Genomic DNA, 22,342 nt, shown 5'->3' with positions numbered 1-22,342 from the left:
CATGGTGGGAGGAGCTTATTTCATGGCTCCCAAGGGCGCTACGGGTGGCTCTGAAGGAGAATATTCGCATTTTGGCGGGGTGGCTCTGAACGGCAATATTGGTGGCTCTCAAAGAGTCAAATATTCAAAGCTGGTTGTGAAGCGGCCGGCGGTCCCTCCGGCGTCCTGCCTAGGCCCGCTTGCCGGCGATGATCAACTTGGCCTTCTTCAGGTGTGTCGAGGTGCATTTTCCGCCGTACCCCGAGGTCCAGAAGTAGCCCCCGGCCGCATCGAATCCGGTGCGCGTGGCACCCATGGCGTCCGCCATGCAATCGGCCATGTGTTCGGTTCCGCTAGCGGTCCGCGGCTTGCCATAGACCCTGTTCATGTCCTTGGCCATCCGGGTGAAATCATAGTCGTAGGCCCGATACTGCAGGATGTGGGCGCATTCGTGGTACTGGGTGGCGATCGCCAGCGGATGGTTGGGATCGAGGGCGCCCCCGAAGAAGTCGGATGTGCCCAGGGTGATCGATTCCTTCATGTTTCCGCTCCAGCCGCTGGCCTCTGCGTAGTCCCCGAGGTTCCGGCCCGCGGTGATCGGCACGCCCTTGCACCATTTGGCGATGTTCTTGGCGGCGGATTGCCCGAACCCCAGTTTGCCCAGCTTGAGGCCCAGGGCCACCTTGGTGACCTTGTTGGCGGCCACCCATCCGGTCTTGCCCTTGTATTCGGCCTCGAGCCGGCCGCCGGACTTCCTGCCCGTGCGGGTGCCCATCGTGTAGTCGGCCGGGATGGTTGCCGACCTCTTTTTTGAAGTGGCACTCGGGTAGAACGCCGTGGCGCCGCCGGTCTGGTACTTGGCGGTCATCGGGCGTTGGAGCTTCGAGGAGGAAGCCCACCCGGTTTTGCCGGCGACGTACAGCTGGATGTAACTTCCCGAGGTCCGCCCGGTGGCTTGGCCGCTCTTGCCCATGGGCAGCGTCGCGACGGTCTTGCCGCTTCCCGGCCTGGCCCGAAGGGACAGCTTCGCCTTGGCCTCGTACACCGGTTGGGCAAGCTTCCTTACCGACGCCCGCTTCAGCCAACCGGTTTTGCCCTTGTGGGCGACCTGCACCCAGGAGCCCTTGGACTTCCGGTGGACCAGGTGGCTGCCCTTCTTGGCCGTGACGAGCTTCTTGGATGCGGTGGACGCCGAGGAATGCATGGATTGGGTTTTCAGGGCCTGGTACAGCACCGGGGGCCGGGCCGGGACCTTCTTGGCCGTGGCGACGGGTTGGGCCCGGATCATTAGGGAAGATGTGGGCCCGGGGGCCTGGCCGGCGCCCAGGGCCGGGGCAGGAACCACGACCGTGAGGGCCAGGGCCAGGACGAGCGGGAGGATTCGAATGCGCATGGAGGGCTTCTTCCTTCAACATTGGGGCAAACAGCGGGTATCCGGTGGGCGGATCCGGGTATCCGGCGTCCTCCATGAACAGGATTTTAGTCGAAACTGGACAGCGAATCTCGGATTGACCTGCATGGTTGTTCGCGAGCGTAATAATCCGGAACCGGTTCATGGTGGACTTTCGCGCTTTTGCCGGCCTGCGACGACAGGTTTTCCGCCATCAAGGTCCTGCCGTGGAGGGATTCGGGACCTTCCGCGATGCGGTCCGCTCCCCGATCCGCAGGATCGTCTACACCCGAGGACCTGTTCCCGGTTGCCATCACGGTGAAGGCGGACCCGCCACGGGGCTGGCGCCCGATCGCATCCCCTTCAACGTCCGCGTCCATCGCAAGAAGGAGCAGATCACCACGTCGACCATGCGGCGGCGATGATGATCGTACTCGTAGGCTGGTTCGCCAACCTGCTCCGCACCGAGCCCGCCTCGCTGATGCGCCGCGATGCAGCCCCCTGCGAACCGGCCCCGCCGCCAACCGGAAAGCGCGGGCGACCGCGCACCATGGTGCCGCTGTTTGGGCGTCTCGACCAGGACGGCCCGCCTGGCCGGAGCACTGGCCATCAAGCCGGCACGGTTCTCCTGGCCGTTCCCGTCGGAGGGCCGGACCGCCGGCATCGGGTTCCCGTACGCCTTCGCGGTTGTCGCGTTCTGCGGCACCGACCCCCTATGCCCAGACCTCGGCGTCGGTCAACTTCTTCGCGTTTGCCCGATGGCACTGTTGGCGATGTGCATCGCGACAGTGGTCACCGTGGGCGAAACGACCGGCAAGGACCTGGCCGTCATGGACCGGCAGCCGCGACAAGGCGACATCGGCGCCCGGGGCTCCCTGATCGGCGGACGCCACGCTTGGGACGGGCTCCGGGCGTGAACATCGCCCACGGTGGCAGCACCATCCATTCGTCAACGCCGAATGGATGGCCCCCGACGACTGGCCGCGGCCGACCAACGGGGCATCGGTTGAAGGCTTCCCGAGAACCCGGGGTGAACGGGCACTGCTCGCCAGGGAACGTGGAAGGGCGGCGCCGTTGGCTAACGGAGACGCCCTTCCTGCCGAGAGTGCACCTGTGAAAGGACGGGCGCATTCATGATCGTAGTCACCAGGCTCAATGCCACACGCTTTGCGATCAATGCCGACCTCATCGAACGGATCCAGGAAAACCCCGACACCGTCGTGGTCATGGTCAACGGTGCCAAGTACGTGGTGCGCGAAACCATGGAAGAGGTCATCTCCCTGGTGGCCGGGCACCGCGCCCGCGTCATCTCGCTGGCCCGCCAACTTGTGCCGTCCGACCCGCCGCTGCCGCACTGATAAGAGGACGCCACATTGGATCCCGCAACACTCATAGGCCTGCTGCTTGCCTTCGGCGCCATGTTCACCATGTTGTACATGGAGGGCGCATCGGTCTCCTCGATCCTTTTGCCGGCCCCCATGATCATCGTGTTTTTCGGGACCATTGCCGTGGGCATCGCCAGCGGAACCATCGGGGACACGATCCTGGCCGTCAAGGCGCTGCCCTCGGCCTTCCGCGGCAAGCTTCCGGCGGCACGTGCGACCATCGGCAAGCTGGTCGAACTCGCCGAGGTGGCCCGCAAGGACGGGCTGCTGGCCCTGGAATCCGAGGCCCGCGAGGCCAAGGACCCCTTCCTGGGCCGGGCGCTGCAGTCCCTGGCCGACGGCATGGACGGGGACGAGCTGCGCGAGACCCTCGAGGACGAGATCACCACGCGCGAGGGCACCAACGCGATCGCGCACAAGTGGTTCTCCACCCTGGGCGGCTACGCACCCACCGTGGGCATCATCGGCACCGTGGTCTCGCTGACCCACGTGCTCGAAAACCTCTCCAAGCCCGACGAACTGGGCCACATGATCGCCGCGGCCTTCGTGGCGACCCTCTGGGGCCTGGTCTCGGCCAACTTCATCTGGCTGCCCATCGGCTCCCGCCTGCGCCGGCTTTCCGAGCTGGAAATCGACTCGATGACCCTGGTGATGGAGGGCGTGCTCGCCATCCAGGGCGGCAGCCAGCCGATCCTGCTCGAGGAGAAGCTCCAGGCCATGGTCCCTGCCCACGTGTTGGGCAAGGAACCGGCGCAAGAGAAGGGTTCCGACGCCAAGGCCATGCTCGACGACTTCAAGGAAGCCGCGTGAGCAGGTCCAGGCGCGGGGGCCGGAAGGGTCGCGGGGGAGCCGAATCCGGGCACGAGGGCCCGGACGAGCGCTGGATGGCCTCCTACATGGACATGGTCACGGTGCTGATGTGCCTGTTCATCGTGCTCTACGCCATGTCCACGGTGGACCAGGACAAGTTCGAGGCGCTGAAGAACTCCCTGGCCACCGGGTTCGGCGTGGAGCAAAGCATCACGGCAGACACCGCCGAGGGAATCGTGGTCCCGCCGGAACTGGTGGGCACCGAGGGGCTGCTGGCCAGCACCAAGATCGACGGGCAGACCAAGGAAGCGCTGCTCGCCCTGGCCCAAGGGGAGCAAAGCGACCTGCTGCAGCTCAAGGAACGCATCCAGAGGCGCCTGAAGGACTCGGGCCATGCGGGCGCGGCGGAATTCTCCATCGACAACCGCGGGCTGACGGTGCGGCTGGTCAGTGCCGAGACCTTCTTCGTGCCCAACAGTGCCAAGCTCACCGACAACGCCCGGGAGATCATCGACGCCATCGCCCCGGTGCTCGCCCCCACCAAACGCTACTTCGAGGTCGAGGGCTTTGCCGACGTGCGCCGGCCGGTCGATCCCTATCCCACCAACTGGGAGCTCTCGGCCTCGCGGGCCACCGGGGTGCTGCGCTCCCTGGTCGAGGACGGGGGAGTGGACCCGACGAGGATCTCCTCGGTCGGCTACGGCGACGCCCGGCCCCTGCAAGGCACCAAGGACCTGTCGCTGAACCGCCGCGTGGACATCGTGGTGCTCTCCAGCCAGCCCGAGTCCGTGCGCAACCTGCTGCAGCAAACGCCCTAGCGGGTGCCTGAACCGGCGATCCGGCCCGAGACGGGGCGAAAAGGTTGCCGCCCCGGCTAACGCATGCCCCGATCCTGCCGATAGTGGTGCCAGTGACGCTCTTGCCTGCGGGACACCCCGGTATGGGTGGACCGCCCCCGAACCCCGAGGACCCGGCCATTGCCGTGCCCTACGACTTCCGCCGGCCCACGACCCTGGCCCGCGAGCACGCGCGCGTGCTCGAGCTGGCCTTTGAGACCTTCGCCCGGCAGTGGGGCACCCAGCTGACCGCGAAGATCCGCGTGATGTCACAGGTGTCCCTGGAATCGGTGTCCATGGCCTCCTACGACGACTACGTCGCCGGGTTGCCGGCGGCCACCACCATGGTGCTGGCCGAGGCCGCGGGCCACGAGGCCCGCACCGTGATCCAGTTCCCGGCCGCCGACGCGCTGAACTGGATCTCCCACATGCTCGGCAGCCCCGTCGCCACCGACGTGCCCGAACGCAAGTTCACCCGCATCGAGGCCACCCTGGTGCGCGGGCTGATGGACGAGGCGCTCGAGGACCTGCACTATTCCCTCGGTGCCCTGCTGCAGCACCAGTTGTCGGTGGCCACCATCGGGCACAACTCCCAGTTTGCGCAGGCCGCCACGAAATCCGAGATCGTCATCACCGCATCCCTGCGCGTGCGCGTGGGCGAACGCAGCGCCCTGGCCACCGTCGCGGTGCCCGCGGACATGTTGTTGCCGCAGCTGGGGGAAACCAACCCGCGCTCGGCGGTCGAGGACGCCCCGGGGCTGCTGGCCGAGGCCGTCGCCGGGGTGCCGGTGGACCTGTCCATGTCGCTGGTCCCGGCCAAGGTGCTGCCGGGCACCATCCTGCACCTGGCGGTGGGAGATGTGCTGCCGCTGCCGCACCCGGTCCACCGGCCCTTCGAGCTGTCCGTCGGCGGGCGCCGCCTGGGCACGGCCGCGGCCGGAACCCGCAGCGGCCGGATCGCCGCCGTCGTCGTTTCTACCGAGGAGACTCCCGCATGATTCCCGAACCATCCGCCATCCCGGTCCTGCACTCGACCGCGCTGTACACCGCCGCGGCCGAGGCCCTGGCCGGAATGCTGCCCACCGGTTCCGCGGTGGAAACCGTGCTGCAGCACGGGGCCCGCGACGCCTCGTTGCTTGCCGGGCCCGGCGAACTGGTGTCCGCCGGCTTCGTGGGCCAGCACTCCGCCGACGTGTTGCTGCAGGTCGCCGCACCGCTGCTGGGCGGGGCCCCGGGAGGGCCCGGTTCGCTGGTCGCCGCTTCCGACGTGCTGCGTCCCGCGCTCGAGGCGGCCACCGGTGTGCTGGGTGCCGGGGTGCTGTCCACCGAGGCAGCGGTGCGCCCGGATGCGTTGCTGGGGGATTCCGAGACCGTGTGCTTCGAGCTGCGCAGTGCCGGGGAAAAGATCGGGTTCTTTGCCATCCGCATCCGCGAAAACGACCCGGCTCCCGCCCCGCAGGCACCGGATGCCGGGGTGCGCCAGGACATGTCCAGCAAGCTGGGCCGGATCAACAACGTGGAAATGGCCCTGACCGTGGAGATCGGGCGCACCCGCATGTCGGTGCGCGACGTGCTGGGCCTGGAGCCCGGCGCCGTGGTGGAGCTTGACCGCTCCGCCGGGGCCCCCGCGGACATCCTGCTCAACGGCCGGCTCATCGCACTGGGCGAGGTCGTGGTCATGGACCAGGACTACGGGGTGCGCATCACCCAGATCCTCGACGTGAACGAGGGCTTGTCCTAGGCGTGGAATCTTTCTTCTTGCTGCTGCGGGTGCTCGTCTCGCTGGCGGCGGTCTTCGGCCTGTTGTTCTACCTGCGCAAGCGGCTGCTCCCGCGCTTCGGGACCCCGCGCGCCTCTCAACTGAACGTCGTTGAGCGCCAGGGTCTGGGTCCGAAGTCCTCGGTGGTACTGCTGGATGTCCAGGGCCGGCGCTACCTGCTGGGCGTGGCAGAGGCCTCGATCAGCGTCCTTGACTCCTTCGAAGCCCCCGAACCTGCCGCCTCCCAGATCCCGGACCCCGTGGCCGAGACCCCGCGTTCCTTCGCCGCTGTGCTGGAGTCCCTGCTGGCACCCGCCGCCGTGCAGCCCGCACTGCCACCGGCCGCCGACCACCAGGACATCCCGAACCACGGCCCGGAACGGGAACCCGCCGCCGGGAGCCCGGGTCCGTCGGCATCCCCACTGGCCGGCTCGATCCTCTCCCCGGAAACCTGGCGCCGTGCCGTCGCCGCACTGAGGACCGGTCGCGGCGCATGAGCACCACCGGCCGTTCCCTGTCCCTGCGCGCCCGGACGCCCTGGCTGCTCGCGCTGCTGCTGGTGCTGCTGGCCTCATTCGCCCTCCTGGCACCCTCCGCAGCGTTCGCCGCCCCCGTCGACCCTTCGGCCCCCGGGGACAACGGCGGGCTTTCCGTGGAAATCAACGGACCCAACGGCACCCCCAGCTCGGCCATCGTCACCCTCATCGCCATCACGCTGCTCTCTGTAGCCCCGGCCCTGCTGCTGATGATGAGCTCCTTCACCAAGATCTTCGTGGTCCTGGCCTTCACGCGCAACGCACTGGCCCTGCCCACCATCCCGCCGAACCAGGTGCTCGCCGGCCTGGCGCTCTTCCTCTCGTTGTTCATCATGTCCCCGGTGCTCACCGCCATGAATGATCTCGGTGTGCAGCCCTACCTGGACGGTTCCATCGACCTGACCCAGGCGCTCGAGGTCGGGGTGGGCCCGCTGCGGGACTTCATGCTGGCCCACACCCGAGAGGCCGACATCGCCCTGATGACCCGCGCGGCGGAACTGCCCAACCCCGCGACCCCGGCCGACGTCCCGCTGACCACGCTGATCCCGGCGTTCATGATCTCCGAGCTGCGTGCCGCGTTCATCATCGGGTTTGTGATCTTCGTGCCTTTCCTGGTCATCGACCTGGTGGTCGCCTCGGCCCTGATGTCCATGGGCATGATGATGCTCCCGCCGGTGATGATCTCCCTGCCGTTCAAGATCCTGCTCTTTGTGCTGGTGGACGGATGGGCGCTGATCCTCACCGCGCTCATCGGCTCCTACAACGTCGGGGGTGGCTAGGTACATGGACTCCAACGCCGTCCTGGACATCGGCTTCTCCGGCCTGCTGGTCGCGGCAAAGCTCGCCGCCCCGGTGCTCATCACCTCGCTGGTGGTGGGATTTGCGATTTCGCTGTTCCAGTCCATGACCCAGATCCAGGAAATCACCCTCTCCTTCGTGCCCAAGGCCACCGCGGTCGCGATCGCGCTGCTGGTCTGCGGGCACTGGATGATCGCCGAAATGGTGCTGTTCACCCACGAGCTCTTCGAGAAGATCCCGGCCCTGCTGGGAGGCACGTAACAGTGCTGGCGACCTTGCCACTGGCCTCGCTGGAGGTGATGATGCTGGCCGCCGTCCGCGTCACCGCCTTCCTGGTGATTGCCCCGCCGTTCTCGCACAACGCCATCCCGCTGCGGATCAAGGGCATGCTCGGAATCGGGCTGGCCCTGGCCGTCACCCCGCGCATGTCCGCAGGCTACGAGTCCCTGGACACGGGCCCCTTCCTGGCCGCAATCGTCGCCGAACTGCTGGCCGGGGCGGCCATGGGTTTCCTGGTCATGCTGCTCTTCGCCGCCATCCAGGCCGCCGGCGGCCTGATCGACCTCTTCGGCGGCTTCGCCATGGCCCAGGGCTTCGACCCCCAATCGATGGTCAACGGCGCCCAGTTCACCCGCTTCTTCCACTTTGCCGCCCTGGCCCTGCTGGTTTCCTCCGACGGCTACCAGCTGGTGCTCGCCGGGCTGTTCCGCTCCTTCGACGCGATCCCGCTGGGCGGCGGCATCGGGCTGCCGGGGCTCTCCGAATCCCTGGTCTCGGCGGTGGGGTCCATGTTCCTGGCCGCGGTGCAGATCGCCGGCCCGCTGCTGGTGGTGCTGGTGCTCGCGGACATCGGGCTGGGACTGCTCACCCGCGCCGCCCCGGCACTGAACGCCTTTGCCATGGGCTTCCCGCTGAAGATCATGCTGACCCTGATGCTGGTCGGAACCGTGTTCGTGGTGCTGCCGGCGCTGGTCTCCTCGCTGGTGCGCAGCGCCCTGTCACTGCTGGGGGCGGTGACGGGCCAGTGAGCCAGGATTCGGGGGAACGCAGCGAAAAGGCCACCGCGCAGCGCATGAAGGAGAACCGCGAGAAGGGCAAGATGACCCGCTCGCAGGACCTGGCCGCCTGGCTGGGCATCGGCGCTGCGGCGGTGATGATACCGGGACTGCTCACATTGGCCGAGGCGGCCGGCCGCAGCCAGCTTCAGGCCGTGCGCCTGGTCATTGCCGATCCCGACCCGCAGGCCGCCGTCACCGCCCTCGGCGAGGGCCTGGGGTCGCTCTCCGGCACCATGCTGCCCCTCTTCGCCGTGGTGCTCGTCGTCGTGATCGCCACCGCGGCGCTGCAGGGCGGAATCCGGTTCAAGAAGTTCAAGCTGGACCCGGCCAACCTGAACCTGCTCTCGGGCATGAAACGGGTCTTCGGGTTCCAGGCGCTCTGGCAGGGGCTCAAGGCCCTGCTCAAGGTCGCCGTCATCGGCTTCGTGCTCTGGTTCGTGGTCTCCTCGCTGATGCCGCTGCTGCTGCAGTCCGGCTCCCTGCCGCTGGCCTCGCTGCTGGCCGCCGGCGGCTCCGGGGCGGCCTCGCTGATCCGGGCTTCGGTCATCGCCGGGCTGGTGTTGGCCGCCGCCGACGTGCTGGTGGTCATGCGCCGGAACCGCAAGCACACCCGGATGACCCGCAAGGAAGTCACCGACGAGAACAAGCGCACCGACGGGGACCCGCTGATCAAGTCCCAGCGCAGGTCCCGGCAGATGGCGATGAGCCGCAACCGCATGATCGCGGCGATCGCCGACGCCGACGTGGTCATCGTGAACCCCACCCACGTGGCCGTGGCCCTGAAGTACGAGCCCGGGGTCTCCGCACCCAGGCTGGTGGCCAAGGGCGCCGGGAACATCGCCACGCGCATCCGCGAGGAGGCAGTGGCCAAGCGGGTGCCCATGGTCCGCGACGTGCCGCTGGCGCGGAGCCTGCACGAGGTGTGCAGCATCGGGGACGAGATCCCCGCCGGGACCTACAACGAGGTGGCCCGCGTGCTGGCCTTTGTCATGACGCTCAAGGCCCGCGGGCGCCCCGACGGCGTCCACACCGTGCCCACCGCAGTGCCGCCAAGCCCCGGACGACGGGCGGGCACGCCATGAGAAAATCGCAAGACGCGCCACCGACGCGCCAACCCCCAAAGAACCACTGGCCTCCCATGCCATGTAGCCAGCCCCAGACCCAGCCGACGGCCGACCGCCGAGCCCCAAGGAGCACGACCGCATGAAATTCGCATCCCTGGCCAAGATCGCCGTGCCGCTGGGCGTGGTGGGCATCATCATGCTGCTGGTGGTCCCGGTCCCGGCATCCCTGCTGGACGTGCTGATCGCCGTGTCCATCCTTTTGGCCCTGGTGATCCTGCTGACCACCATGTTCGCCAAGCGGCCGCTGGACTTCTCGGTCTTCCCCTCGCTGCTGCTGGTGGCCACGTTGCTGCGCCTGGGACTGAACGTCGCCTCCACGCGCCTGGTGCTCGGGGACGCCTACGCCGGGGAGGTCATTGCCGCGTTCGGGAACATCGCGGTGGGCGGCTCGCTGATCATCGGCTGCGTGATCTTCCTGATCCTGGTGGTCATCCAGTTCGTGGTGGTCACCAAGGGCGCCGAACGCGTCGCCGAGGTCGGTGCGCGCTTCACCCTCGATGCCATGCCGGGCAAGCAGATGGCCATCGACGCGGACTTGAACGCCGGGCTGATCACCGACACCCAGGCGCGCGAGCGCCGTGCCGAGGTCGCCGCGGAGGCCGACTTCTACGGGGCCATGGACGGCGCCTCCAAGTTCGTCAAGGGCGACGCCATCGCCGGACTGATCATCATCATCATCAACCTGGTCGGCGGCATCGCCATCGGCATGGTGCAGCGCGGCATGGGCGTGGGCGAGGCGCTGAACACCTATGCGCTGCTGACCATCGGCGACGGCCTGGCCACGCAGATCCCGGCGCTGCTGATGGCCGTGTCCACCGGCATGATCGTCACCCGCTCCAATGCGTCCTCCGACATGGGTTCCACCGCCTCGGCGCAGCTGGCCCAGTCGCGCACCGCGTTGCTGATCGCCGGGTCCGCTGCCATCGCCCTGGCGTTGGTGCCGGGGATGCCGAAGCTGCCCTTCGTGCTCATCGGCTCCCTGCTCATCTTCGCGGCCCAGCGCATCAAGGCCAACGCGGCCAAGGAGGAGACCCGGGCGGCGGTGGCGCTGCAGAACGAGGCAGCGGTGGTCCCGGCCGAGACCACCGAGGATTTGATCGAGAAGATGAAGGTGCACGCACTGGAGATCCAGCTGGCCCCGGATCTGGTGGACGTGGTCAACGGGGGAGGGGACGACCTGCTGGCCCGGGTGCGCGCGCTGCGCCGCCGCGTGGCCATGGAGCTGGGAATCGTGCTGCCCCCGGTGCGCACCCGCGATTCGGTCGACCTGCCCCCGGCCACCTACGCGATCAGGATCGCCGGGGTGGAGGCCGGGCGCGGCACCGCGCCGCGCGGGAAGATCCTGGCCCTGGGCGACCACCTGGATTCGCTGCCCGGGGCCATGGTCGTGGAACCGGTCTTCGGGCTGGCGGGCAAGTGGGTCCCGGCCGAGCTGCGGCACAACGCCGAAATGGCCGGGGCCACCACCATCGACCGGGTCTCGGTGATCGTCACCCACCTGTCCTCGATCGTCAAGGACCAGGCCGCGAGGCTGCTGACCCGGGAGGACGTGCGCGTGCTCACCGATGCGGTGCGCGAGGCCAACCCCTCGGCCGTGGAGGAACTGGTGCCCTCGATGCTGTCGCTGGCCGAAGTCCAGCGGGTGCTTCAGGGCCTGCTGGCCGAATCGGTGCCGATCAACGACCTGGGACGCATCTACGAGGCCCTGGCCCTGCGGGCCAAGGCCGGCACCGACCCGGAGGGCCTCATCGAGGCCGCCCGCACCGCACTGGGTCCGGCCATCGCCGCCGGCTACCTGGAAGGCACCTTGCTGCGGGTCGTGATGGTCGACCCCGTCCTGGAACAGGGCATGCTCGAGGGATTGCGCCCCTCCGAGGCCGGAAGCCAGATCATGCTCGATGCCGCCCGTCTCGAGGCGGTGCTGGCCTCGGTGAAGCAGATCGCCGCCGATTTGGAAACCCGCGGCTACTCCGCGGTGCTGGTCTGCGCCCCGGCACTGCGCCCTGCGGTGCGCCGCCTGCTGGGCACCGCGCCCGGATCCATCCCGGTGCTCTCCTACCAGGAGGCCACCGCGGGAGGCGCCGACATCGAGACCGTGGGGGTGGTGCGCGGTGCCGATGCGATTTCAGCTTGAGGGCCCGAGCCTCGAATCCATCCACGCCCAGGCGGTCGCCGAGCACGGGCCGTCCGCGCGCATCGTCTCGGCGGAGAAGGTCACCACCGGCGGCCTCGGCCGGTTCCTGGCCAGGGAACACTACGAGGCGATCATCGAGGTGCCCGACGATCACGCCCCCGACGGGCGGGTCATCCATCCGGGGGACGAGCCCACCGACGAGCGGGACCTCCGGGTGCTCGCCGGAAGTCCCGCCGTTGGCCGCCCATCCGTGGCTCCGGCTCCGGCTCCGGAAGCCGCGGACGCCGGGCCGCGGGGCACCGGCGGGGGCATCGACGGATTGCTGGAACGGGCCGATGCCGCGGAGCTGCAGCTGGCCCCGGCACCGCCGCGGCAGGCGCGGGCAGGCTCCCGGCCGGCGGTTCCCGGTGCCCCGGACTTCGCCCGGCTGCTCGACGGGCAGTCCTTTGCCCTTGAACCGTCTTCGGGAGCCCGGGCCGCCCAGGGCCCGCCGGCGGCAACCGAAACCGCGAATGCCGCACACCGGGGAATCCTCGCTCCGGGCACCGGCCCCGCGGCCACTGCATCCGGACTCCGACCGGGACGGGACCACCACATCGTTCCCTCGGCGCTGGCCGGTCCCGGGGACCTGGTGGTCGTCGTCGGGTTGTGGGGGGATGCCGGGATGGCCGCGGAGGAGCTCCACGACGGCACCGCTTTGCGCCGCAATGCCGGGGAGCTGGCGCAGAAGTTCGACGTGGACTCCCTGTCCCGCAGGCCGCTGGCCGACAGGCGCGGCATCCTTCGGGCGCGCGCCGCCGCGGTTGCCGAAGGCGTTCCGTTGCTCGTGGCGGTGGCCATCAATCCGCAACAAGCGCTGCTGCCGCAATTGGGTCTGCTCGAGGTCCTGGAAGCAGACCAGCTCTGGGCAGCGGTCGACGCCGGGCGGAAAGTGGAAGACACCGCGGCCTGGGTCAAGCACGTGGCCTCGGGCCACCGGCTCTACGCGGTGGTGTCCCTGCATGCAGATGAGACCCTTTCGCCGGAATCGGTGTGGGAGCTGGGGCTCCCTGTGCTTGAGGCCACGGGGCCAAAGACCTAGGTCGTTCGGCAAATGCGGGCGGGTGCTGGGCTATGATTGTGCGGTGCTGGTACTTACTCGGAAGGTCGGAGAACAGGTCCTGATTGGCGAGGACATCGTGGTGACGATTCTCGATGTCAAGGGCGATTCGATCAAGATCGGATTCGACGCCCCCCGCGGCATCAAGATCCAGCGGGCCGAGATGCTCGCCGCCGTCACCGAGGCCAACCAGCAGGCAGCTGCCGGAGCCACCGAAGCCGCCGAAGCCCGGCTGAAGGCCCTCTTCCCGGCGTCTCCCAAGCCGTCCGCTCCCGATGCGCCGAGCGCTTAAAAAACGACGCAATTAGCACTCGCCTTGACCGAGTGCTAATGGTTGCCTAGAGTCATTCATGGTGCTTGTCGTTCCCGGCAAGTGCTGAAAGCCTGAGGTAATTCACCAGCTGGCACCGCGACGACGGTTGGTACCACCCTAACGGCCCGTAAACCATTGGTAACTCACGCAAAGGAGAGACGATGTCCGTCTCCATTAAGCCTCTCGAGGACCGCATTGTCGTCCAGCCGCTCGAAGCAGAAACCACCACTGCTTCCGGTCTGGTCATCCCTGATTCCGCCAAGGAAAAGCCGCAGGAAGGCAAGGTCGTAGCAGTTGGACCGGGCCGTGTCGATGACAACGGCAACCGCGTTCCGGTAGACGTAGCCGAGGGCGACGTCGTGATCTACTCCAAGTACGGCGGAACCGAAGTCAAGGTCGGCGGTGCAGAGTACCTGGTGCTCTCGGCACGCGACGTCCTGGCCATCGTCGTAAAGTAGTTTTCCTGATAAAGCCCCGGCCCCTGGCCGGGGCTTTATGCAGCTTATAAGGAGCAAGACATGGCAAAGCAGCTAGCTTTCAATGAAGAGGCGCGACGCGCCCTCGAAGCGGGCATCGACAAGCTCGCAAACACCGTCAAGGTGACCCTCGGCCCGCGCGGCCGCAACGTGGTGCTGGCAAAGGCCTGGGGCGCACCGACGATCACCAACGATGGCGTGACCATCGCTCGTGAGATCGAGCTGGAAGATGCCTACGAGAACCTTGGCGCGCAGCTGGCCAAGGAAGTAGCCACCAAGACCAACGACGTGGCAGGCGACGGCACCACCACCGCCACCGTGCTCGCCCAGGCATTCGTCAAGGAGGGCCTGCGCAACGTTGCCGCAGGTGCCGCCCCGGGCGAAATCAAGCGCGGCATCGAGGTAGCCGTCGAGGCTGTCGCCGCGCGCCTGGCCGAAAACTCGGTCCCGGTCGAAGGCAAGCAGGTCGCCAACGTGGCAGCCATTTCAGCGCAGAGCGAGGAAATCGGCGAGCTGCTGGCCCAGGCCTTCGAAACCGTGGGCACCGACGGTGTCATCACCATCGAAGAGTCCTCGACGACCGCCACCGAGCTGGTTGTCACCGAGGGCATGCAGTTCGACAAGGGCTACCTGTCCCCGCAGTTCGTCACCGACCCGGAACGCCAGGAGGCAGTCCTTGAAGACGCGCTGATCCTGGTCAACTCCGGCAAGATCTCCACGGTTGCAGAGTTCCTGCCGCTGCTGGAAAAGGTGCTGGCTGCAGGCAAGCCGCTGTTCATCGTTGCCGAGGACATCGAGGGCGAAGCCCTCTCCACCCTCGTGGTGAACAAGATCCGTGGCACCCTGAACGCCGTGGCCGTCAAGGCCCCGGGCTTCGGCGACCGCCGCAAGGCCATGCTGCAGGACATTGCGATCCTCACCGGTGCACAGGTTGTCTCCCCGGACCTGGGGCTGCAGCTGGACCAGGTCGGCCTCGAGGTGCTGGGATCGGCTCGCCGCATCACCATCACCAAGGATTCGACCACCATCGTCGACGGTGCAGGCACCGCCGAGGATGTTGCCGACCGCGTTTCGCAGCTGAAGGCCGAACTGACCCGCACCGATTCCGAGTGGGACCGTGAGAAGCTCTCCGAGCGCCTCGCCAAGCTCTCGGGCGGCATCGGCGTGATCAAGGTCGGCGCAGCCACCGAGGTCGAGTTGAAGGAACGCAAGGCACGCATCGAAGATGCGGTCTCCTCCACCCGCGCGGCCCTCGAAGAGGGAATCGTTGCAGGCGGCGGCACCGCATTGGTTGACGCACTCGCCGTGCTGGACACCGATCCGAACGTGCTCGCCCTGACCGGCGACGCCATTGCGGGTGTCGGCATTGCCCGCCGTGCACTGGTGCAGCCGCTGCGCTGGATCGCGCAGAACGCCGGCTTCGACGGCTACGTCGTCACCGCCAAGGTCTCCGAATCGCCGGCCAACGAGGGCTTCAACGCCCTGACAGGCGTGTACGAGAACCTGATCGACGCCGGTGTCATCGACCCGGTGAAGGTCACCCGCTCGGCGCTGCGCAACGCGGCATCGATCGCGGCCCTGGTGCTCACCACCGAAACCCTGGTCGCCGAAAAGCCGGCCGGGGATGCGGGCTCGCACGCAGGCCACAAGCACTAACACCGCCCACACGGCAGTGCGTCCACGCGCCGCCGGCATCCAGCACTGGCGCCCACACCGGGCGGCAGGGCCGGACGCCGGCGGCGTTTGGCGTCCGGCCCCGGGTGCCGGCAAGACCACTTCGGTAACGAAACCATAACGAGCTTTGCTAGGGTGGGATGTCCATGCCCAACGTTCCGGGCCTGGACACTCCGCAAGTTTTTACAGGATGTACTGATGCCTATCCCCACACCTGCCCCGGTTTCGGCAGTGCGGAGCAACGCACCGGTCACGAACCCCGCCGAACGCTTCAGGCCCGAACTCCAGGGCCTGCGGGCGCTGGCGGTCGTGCTGGTAATGGTCTACCACGTCTGGTTTGGCCGGGTTTCCGGAGGCGTGGACGTCTTTTTGCTGCTCTCCGCGTTCTTCCTCGCCGGCGCCTTCATCCGCAAGGTCGAGACCTCGCGGCCCCTGGCGCTGCTTTCCTACTGGCTGGGCGTCTTTCGCCGGCTGCTTCCCGCCGCGGTGCTGGTCCTGCTGTCCGTCATCGCCGCCAGTATCGTGCTGCTGCCCAAGGCGCGCTGGAGCTCGATCATGGAGCAAACCACCGCCAGCCTCTTCTACCGGCAGAACTGGCAACTTGCGGCGGACTCGGTGGACTACTACGCCGCAGACCACGCCACGGCCAGCCCGCTGCAGCACTTCTGGTCGCTGTCCATCCAGGGCCAGGTCTTCATCCTGTGGCCGCTGCTGCTCGCCGCGGGCCTGGTCCTGTTCAAGGCCCTGTCCGGCAGGTTCCCCTCGCTGGGCTACCGGAACACCATGGGCCTGCTCTTCGGCACCGTGTTCATCATCTCCCTGGCCTACTCGATCCGCATCACCGCAACCGCCCAGGAATGGGCCTACTTCGACACCGGAGCCAGGCTCTGGGAGTTCGCGCTCGGTTCCTTGCTGGCCGTCTACCTTCCGCAGCTGCAAAGGCTGCCCAAGGCCCTGACGGTGCCGCTGGGATGGGTGGGCCTGGCCGCGATCCTGGCCTGCGGCATGCTGTTGCAGGTGGAGCACGAGTTCCCCGGGTACCTGGCCCTGTGGCCGACCCTGGCCGCGGCCGTCATCGTCATGGCCCCGAACAACCGCTTCGGGGTGCAGCGGGTGCTGGCCCTGGGCCCGCTGGTGAAGCTGGGGGACGTGTCCTATGCGCTGTACCTGTGGCACTGGCCGGTGATGATCTTCTTCCTCGTCGAAACGGGAAACGCGGAGATCTCCTTCGCCACGGGTTTGGGCCTGATGATGATTTCCCTGTTGCTGGCCTGGGCCACCACCCGCGTCGTCGAATCCCCGATGCGATCCTGGCATTGGCTCTCGGCCAAGCGCCGGCGCGCGGGCCTGGGCATCGCGGTGCTGCTGTCCCTGGTGCTGCTGCCGCTGTCCGGCTGGGAACACCGGGTAGCCGCCGAGGAACTGCGTGCGGCCTCCCAGGCCGAGATCGACAACCCCGGTGCAGCAATCCTGGACCCCGGATTCGGACACGAGCCAAGCTCCGAGGCCGTCACGATCCCGCTGACCAGCAAGCTTGAGGCGGAATGGTCGAACTTCGGGGCCGACTGCACCGGCACCTGGGCGCCTGAGGCGCCCGAGGTCGAATACTGCCAGCAGGGCGGTAGCGAAGACGCGGAAAAGACCATCGTGGTCCTGGGGGACTCGCACGCCCAGCACTGGAGCGGCGCGGTGGATGTGATGGCGCAAAAGCACGGCTGGCGCTGGATCCTGCTGACCAAGCCGTCGTGCCGCTTCGGCGGCCCCTCGGATACCCGCGGTGAGGAATGCGGGGCGTTCAACGAGGCCGCAGGCAACTACGTGCTGGAGCACGACCCCGACGCGGTGCTCACCCTGGGCACCTTCACCGCCCTGGGCGAAGACCCCGAAGGCCGTTCCCCGGCGCAGCAGGAACGGATCGTGCCCGGCTACGAGGCCGGAATCCGCCCGCTGCTCGAGGCCGGCATCCCGGTGGTGGCGCTGCGCGACACCCCGCGCTTCACCACCCCGGCCCCCGAATGCGTGGACAGGTTCGGGGCGGAATCGGAGAAATGCACCGTCCCGGTGTCCGAGCTCATGGCCGCGAACAATCCGCTGGACGATCTGGCAGCCGGAGGAACCCTGGGGGAGAACTTCTCCACCATGGACATGACCGACCAGCTCTGTCCCGATGGCACCTGCCGCCCGGTCATCGGAAACGTGCTGGTCTACATGGACCAGTCCCACCTGACCGCGACCTATGCGCGCACCACCGCCGCGGTCTTTGAACAGCGCTTCAAGTCGGCACTGGCCGGATCGCACTGATTCCAGGCGCCGGGCCCGGGCCGAAAAGAACCGTTGGGGCTCGCCGGGTGGTCGTGGCCAAAGTGCCGCGCAAGCGTGACGCCGAGGCCTTTCGCGGCATCGCGGAGCGGCGTAAGGTTGCCTCCAAGCGGCCGAACCATCCAGGCCGACCGTGCCCACTTGCGCACCATCGGAGTCAATGCCATGAAAACGGAAAAGGCACCATTGTCCTTGGCCCTGGCCGGCCCCGTGAGCAGGAGGGCGGTGCTCTCGGCCGCCGTCGCGGTGATGGGAGGGGCCGTGCTGGGCCCGGGGCTGGTGGCTGCGCCCGCCGCGGCGGCGGTCATTCGAAACCACGTATACACCATCTCGTCGCGCAACGCCTTCACCTCGACCACCTACCCGCGGACCGAGTTCCGGGCCCTGTGGACCGCGAGCGTGGTGAACATCGACTGGCCCTCCAAGTCCGGGCTGTCGGTGGCGACCCAGCAGGCGGAACTCCGCTCGATCCTGGACCTTGCGGTGTCCAGGAACCTCAACGCCGTGCTGCTGCAGGTCCGCCCCGCAGCGGACCGGATGTGGAAGGCCACCCTGGGCGAGCCGTGGTCCAGGTACCTCACCGGCACCCAGGGCAAGGATCCGGGATACGACCCGCTGGCCTACGCGATCTCCGAGGCGCACAAGCGCGGGATCGCGCTGCACGCCTGGATCAATCCGTTCCGCGTCTCGATGGACACCTCGCTCAATTCATTGGTGGCCAGCCACCCGGCGCGGCTGAACCCGAGTTGGTCCTTCGCCTATGGCCCGCGGCGCTACTACAACCCCGGCATCCCGGCGGTGCGCACCTACATCCGCAACGTGGTCATCGACCTGGTCAAGCGCTACGACGTGGACGGGGTGCACTTCGACGACTACTTCTACCCCTACCCGGTGGCCGGTGCCTCGATCCCGGATTCCTCGACCTACAACACCTACAAGGGGTCCTTCACCTCCATCTCCAGCTGGCGGCGCAACAACATCAACGTATTCGTCCGCGACACCCGCAACGCGATCCACGCCGCCAAGCCCCGGGTGGTGTTCGGCATCGGTCCCTTCGGCATCTGGGCCAACAGTTCCTCGAGCTCCCTGGGCTCGGCCACCAGCGGGCTGGAGAGCTTCTATGACCTCTATGCGGATACGCGGCGCTGGGTCAAGGAGGGCTGGGTCGACTACATCGCCCCGCAGTTGTACTGGTACCAGGGGTACACGCCTGCCAACTACAACGTGCTGGTCGACTGGTGGGCCAAGCAGGTGGCCGGAACCAGCGTCAAGCTCTATACCGGGGAAGCCGCCTACAAGGTCGGGGACCCCGCCACACCGGCCTGGCAAGACCCCAACGAACTGCGCGACCACGTGACCAAGTGCCGTACGGTCCCGGCCGTGCGTGGCCAGGCGTACTACAACACCACAGCTTTCCGGGCGAACAAGCTCAACGCCATCGGCATCCTCAAGGCCGCCAAGTACGCACGTCCCGGCCTTCCGGTCCCGTACACGAACCTGCTGGCCACCCGCCCCTATACGCCCACGATCACCAAGGCCGTGCGCGAGGGCACCGGGGTGCGGCTGAGCTGGACCTCCAGCTCCAGCGGAGAGCCGATCAAGCTCATCGCGATCTGGCGCTGGGAGTCCACCGGATCGATCGTCCCGTACATCCAGTCCACCGGAACCTACCTGCGCACCGTGCGCCGGCGCACCGCCGCCGCCCAGTCCTGGCTGGATTCCGGGGTGGTGCTCGGGCGCTACTACTGGTATATGATCCAATCGATCAGCCAGACCGGCGTTGACTCCTCGCGCGCCACCGCGATCTTCATCAGGGCGTGAGCCGCCGCCGTCATTCGGCCGCATAATGGAGCATCGTGCCGTACCGTTCCCCGGATGCTGGAGACCTTCGGCGCTCCCCGGCAGTAGGCTCGGCTGCCGAGGCGCGGGCGGTGGCGGGAGTTGCGTTCGCCACACCCAGCATGCGGGAATGTTGCTTCGCGGTGAACCGTTCTAGGATGTAATCAATCCCCGCACCGGCGTGAAAGGTCCCCCGTGACTGAATTCAATCCATTTGCCTTTGAAGGCCTCACCTACGATGACGTCTTGCTGCTTCCCGGCCCGACGGATGTGATCCCCTCGGAGGCGGACACCACCACGCGCCTGACCAAGCGGATCAACATCAACATCCCGCTGCTTTCGGCCGCGATGGACACCGTCACCGAGGCACCGATGGCCATCGCGCTGGCCCGCCAGGGCGGCATCGGCATCATCCACCGCAACCTGTCCATCGAGGACCAGGCCGACCAGGTGGACCAGGTCAAGCGCAGCGAATCGGGCATGATCACCAACCCGGTGACCGTGAACCCCGGGGCGACGCTGGCCGAATGGGACGATTTGTGCGCGCACTACCGCGTCTCGGGCCTGCCGGTGGTCGATGAGAACCGCAAGCTGCTGGGCATCATCACCAACCGCGACACCCGCTTCGTGCCGCGCGAGAACTACATGACCACCAAGGTCTACGAAGTCATGACGGCCATGCCGCTGATCACCGCCAAGGTCGGGGTGCCGCGCGCGGAGGTCATCAACCTGCTGGGCAAGCACCGCATCGAGAAGCTGCCGCTGGTCGACGACCACGACGTGCTGCAGGGCCTGATCACCGTCAAGGACTTCGACAAGGCCGAGCAGTACCCGCTGGCCACCAAGGACGACGAGGGCCGCCTGCGCGTCGGCGCCGCCGTAGGATTCTTCGGCGAGGGCTACGACCGCGCCATGAAGCTGATCGAGGCAGGCGTGGACGTGCTGGTCGTCGACACCGCCAACGGCCACTCCCAGGGCGTGCTGGACATGATCGCCCGCCTGAAGAAGGACCCGGCCGCGGCACACGTGGACGTCATAGGCGGCCAGGCGGCGACCCGCGAGGGCGCCCAGGCACTGATCGACGCAGGCGCCGACGCCATCAAGGTCGGCGTGGGCCCGGGCTCCATCTGCACCACCCGCATCGTCGCCGGTGTCGGCGTCCCGCAGGTCACCGCGATCTACGAGGCGGCCAAGGCCGCGATCCCGGCCGGCGTGCCGGTCATCGCCGACGGCGGCCTGCAGCACTCGGGCGACATCGGCAAGGCACTGGTTGCCGGCGCCAACTCCGTGATGCTCGGTTCGCTGCTCGCCGGCACCGCCGAGTCCCCGGGCGATTTGGTCTTCATGAACGGCAAGCAGTTCAAGGCCTATCGCGGCATGGGTTCGCTGGGCGCCATGGAAACCCGCGGCAAGAACACCTCCTACTCCAAGGACCGCTACTTCCAGTCGGACGTGCCCTCCAACGAGAAGCTCATCCCCGAGGGCATCGAGGGCCAGGTCCCGTACCGCGGCCCGCTCTCCGCGGTTGCGCACCAGCTGGTCGGAGGCCTGCGCCAGACCATGTTCTACGTGGGCGGCCACACCATCGAGGAACTGAAGAACCGCGGCAAGTTCGTGCGCATCACCGCCGCAGGCCTTAAGGAATCCCACCCGCACGACATCATGATGACCGTCGAGGCACCGAACTACCGTTCGCGCTAAGCACCCATCACGACAAAGGCTCCCGCCACGGCCCCAAATGGGCCGTGGCGGGAGCCTTTCTTGCAGCAGGGGGAAGGCGCCCTGAATGCTAGAACTCAAGCAGTGGTCACTTTCGGTTGCCGCCAGTGGGCAGTTTCAAACTGCCGTTGACAGCGGGCACCGCGCGATTCCCGCTCGGCTGGGCCGCCCCGTTTCGACGGTGCGCCGCTGGCTGCGCCGGGTGCCGGAAACACACGCGCACTGGCTGTACGGTCAGGCCGTGCAGCACGCGTTCCGCCTCGACCCCAAGATCCTGGTCCGTCCCAAGCGGTGGCCGAGCCTGCTGGGCCGGAGCTTGAGTGTCTTGGCCGGTGCCGTATTGGCCCTCCGCCACCGGGTGGACCCGAGCTGCCGTCCTGGACCCTCATCGGGCACTTCACCCGGGGCCGCCTGCTGGGCCCGCCGCTGCGCACCTGAAGATCCGAGGCGAGCGTGCTTTGCCGTGCCCCGGAACCGGCGTCACGATGACGACCAAACCCGCTACATCCATCGTCATTCAAGGTGCCGCCGTCCTCGTCAAACACCGCGCTCGATAACAACGAAGATGGAATGAGTCAGAGGTTTCCTTCGATTGGGTAAGATGACTCCCGGTAGGTAGGCTTGGTTGGTTGGTCCTGCCATCCCCCTAAGTGCAGGGCCATTTTCGGAAGAGTCTGGCCACCCCCAAGTACCAGGATCTTCCAAGTGAGATACGCCGCAGACCCCAAGCTGCGCGTTCTCTGGGCGGGGACCTGCTGACGTAGCGCGAGTCCCCGCCCCTGACTTTCCCCATTGATCCCACGCGCCGTGCAAGCCCGGGGAATGACTTTCATGTGAGATTTTGGCCCGGCAACGATGCGTTCGGCGTTGGGATCCCCGGGGCGGCCGCGCCCGATGCCTTCCGCACAGAGAAAGCTGCAACATGCCATTGCACGCAGGATCGCCGCGACTCACTGGCCAGACGGCGTGCCAGCTCGTATGTCGAAACCGGGATGAATCGAAGGGCGACTTCTCGCCGCCGTGCCGTATCCAGACACAGGTGTTGGTGCAGGGAAGCGGTTTTGGCCGTTGGGGTGCAACTGACGGTGCCCTGC

The 22,342-nt window shown here is 67.5% G+C and carries 20 protein-coding genes; 19 read left to right on the top strand and 1 reads right to left on the bottom strand.

All coding sequences use genetic code 11. The annotated features are described in order from the left end of the window. Positions 1 to 169 precede the first annotated feature (169 nt). Positions 170 to 1,372, bottom strand: coding sequence for an SH3 domain-containing protein (locus tag DQ353_RS18110; RefSeq protein WP_113764587.1), 1,203 nt, complete (start codon positions 1,370 to 1,372; stop codon positions 170 to 172). A 560-nt stretch (positions 1,373 to 1,932) separates the two neighbouring features. On the opposite strand from DQ353_RS18110, the gene DQ353_RS18105 reads away from it, so the two are divergent. The 19 genes from DQ353_RS18105 (at position 1,933) to guaB (ending at position 21,230) form a co-directional block, all read left to right on the top strand. Further along, positions 1,933 to 2,286, top strand: coding sequence for a hypothetical protein (locus DQ353_RS18105; RefSeq protein WP_113764586.1), 354 nt, complete (start codon positions 1,933 to 1,935; stop codon positions 2,284 to 2,286). Between the two features lie 216 nt (positions 2,287 to 2,502). Further along, positions 2,503 to 2,727, top strand: a complete 225-nt coding sequence (locus tag DQ353_RS18100; protein ID WP_113764585.1) for a flagellar FlbD family protein — start codon at positions 2,503 to 2,505, stop codon at positions 2,725 to 2,727. 15 nt (positions 2,728 to 2,742) lie between these two features. Continuing rightward, positions 2,743 to 3,564, top strand: coding sequence for a motility protein A (locus DQ353_RS18095; protein ID WP_113764584.1), 822 nt, complete (start codon positions 2,743 to 2,745; stop codon positions 3,562 to 3,564). Then, positions 3,561 to 4,382, top strand: a complete 822-nt coding sequence (locus DQ353_RS18090; protein ID WP_286166893.1) for an OmpA/MotB family protein — start codon at positions 3,561 to 3,563, stop codon at positions 4,380 to 4,382. The genes DQ353_RS18095 and DQ353_RS18090 overlap by 4 nt, the downstream gene beginning before the upstream one ends. Before the next feature lie 122 nt (positions 4,383 to 4,504). Further along, positions 4,505 to 5,398, top strand: a complete 894-nt coding sequence (locus DQ353_RS18085; RefSeq protein ID WP_113764583.1) for a flagellar motor switch protein FliM — start codon at positions 4,505 to 4,507, stop codon at positions 5,396 to 5,398. Next, positions 5,395 to 6,141, top strand: coding sequence for a flagellar motor switch protein FliN (gene fliN / locus DQ353_RS18080; RefSeq protein ID WP_113764582.1), 747 nt, complete (start codon positions 5,395 to 5,397; stop codon positions 6,139 to 6,141). Before DQ353_RS18085 ends, fliN begins: the two co-directional genes overlap by 4 nt. A 2-nt stretch (positions 6,142 to 6,143) precedes the next feature. Next, positions 6,144 to 6,656, top strand: coding sequence for a FliO/MopB family protein (locus tag DQ353_RS18075; RefSeq protein ID WP_113764581.1), 513 nt, complete (start codon positions 6,144 to 6,146; stop codon positions 6,654 to 6,656). Then, positions 6,653 to 7,474 (top strand): flagellar type III secretion system pore protein FliP, encoded by an 822-nt coding sequence (fliP, locus tag DQ353_RS18070; protein WP_113764580.1) that lies wholly within the window; start codon positions 6,653 to 6,655, stop codon positions 7,472 to 7,474. The genes DQ353_RS18075 and fliP overlap by 4 nt, the downstream gene beginning before the upstream one ends. A 4-nt stretch (positions 7,475 to 7,478) precedes the next feature. After that, positions 7,479 to 7,754: a flagellar biosynthesis protein FliQ gene (gene fliQ, locus DQ353_RS18065; RefSeq protein WP_113764579.1), complete on the top strand. Its 276-nt coding sequence runs from the start codon at positions 7,479 to 7,481 to the stop codon at positions 7,752 to 7,754. A 38-nt stretch (positions 7,755 to 7,792) separates the two neighbouring features. Then, a complete protein-coding gene (locus DQ353_RS18060; protein ID WP_181578487.1) occupies positions 7,793 to 8,521 on the top strand; it encodes a flagellar biosynthetic protein FliR in 729 nt (242 codons plus the stop codon). Next, complete coding sequence (locus DQ353_RS18055; protein WP_113764577.1) at positions 8,518 to 9,633, top strand: EscU/YscU/HrcU family type III secretion system export apparatus switch protein; 1,116 nt, start codon at positions 8,518 to 8,520, stop codon at positions 9,631 to 9,633. The genes DQ353_RS18060 and DQ353_RS18055 overlap by 4 nt, the downstream gene beginning before the upstream one ends. A gap of 121 nt (positions 9,634 to 9,754) precedes the next feature. Further along, positions 9,755 to 11,809: a flagellar biosynthesis protein FlhA gene (locus DQ353_RS18050; protein ID WP_113764576.1), complete on the top strand. Its 2,055-nt coding sequence runs from the start codon at positions 9,755 to 9,757 to the stop codon at positions 11,807 to 11,809. Then, positions 11,793 to 12,890 (top strand): hypothetical protein, encoded by a 1,098-nt coding sequence (locus DQ353_RS18045; protein ID WP_113764575.1) that lies wholly within the window; start codon positions 11,793 to 11,795, stop codon positions 12,888 to 12,890. The genes DQ353_RS18050 and DQ353_RS18045 overlap by 17 nt, the downstream gene beginning before the upstream one ends. Before the next feature lie 43 nt (positions 12,891 to 12,933). Continuing rightward, the gene (gene csrA / locus DQ353_RS18040; protein ID WP_113764574.1) at positions 12,934 to 13,200 is read left to right on the top strand and encodes a carbon storage regulator CsrA; all 267 of its coding nucleotides are present in this window, start codon (positions 12,934 to 12,936) and stop codon (positions 13,198 to 13,200) included. Between the two features lie 182 nt (positions 13,201 to 13,382). Then, entirely contained in the window at positions 13,383 to 13,679 is a 297-nt protein-coding gene (gene groES / locus DQ353_RS18035; RefSeq protein WP_071213005.1) for a co-chaperone GroES, read from the top strand. A 60-nt stretch (positions 13,680 to 13,739) separates the two neighbouring features. Continuing rightward, positions 13,740 to 15,353, top strand: coding sequence for a chaperonin GroEL (gene groL / locus DQ353_RS18030; RefSeq protein WP_113764573.1), 1,614 nt, complete (start codon positions 13,740 to 13,742; stop codon positions 15,351 to 15,353). Between the two features lie 216 nt (positions 15,354 to 15,569). Continuing rightward, a complete protein-coding gene (locus tag DQ353_RS18025; RefSeq protein WP_113764572.1) occupies positions 15,570 to 17,672 on the top strand; it encodes an acyltransferase family protein in 2,103 nt (700 codons plus the stop codon). A 183-nt stretch (positions 17,673 to 17,855) separates the two neighbouring features. Beyond that, positions 17,856 to 19,511: a glycoside hydrolase family 10-like protein gene (locus DQ353_RS18020; protein WP_146755323.1), complete on the top strand. Its 1,656-nt coding sequence runs from the start codon at positions 17,856 to 17,858 to the stop codon at positions 19,509 to 19,511. Positions 19,512 to 19,724: 213 nt separating this feature from the next. Next, entirely contained in the window at positions 19,725 to 21,230 is a 1,506-nt protein-coding gene (guaB, locus tag DQ353_RS18015; protein WP_113764570.1) for an IMP dehydrogenase, read from the top strand. The last annotated feature ends 1,112 nt before the right edge of the window (positions 21,231 to 22,342 follow it).

This window comes from Arthrobacter sp. AQ5-05 (assembly GCF_003287975.1).
In the GTDB taxonomy this organism is placed as follows: Bacteria; Actinomycetota; Actinomycetes; order Actinomycetales; family Micrococcaceae; genus Paeniglutamicibacter.
The sequence above is the reverse complement of the archived record's forward strand: the minus strand, read 5'-3'. Positions and strand labels throughout refer to the sequence as shown.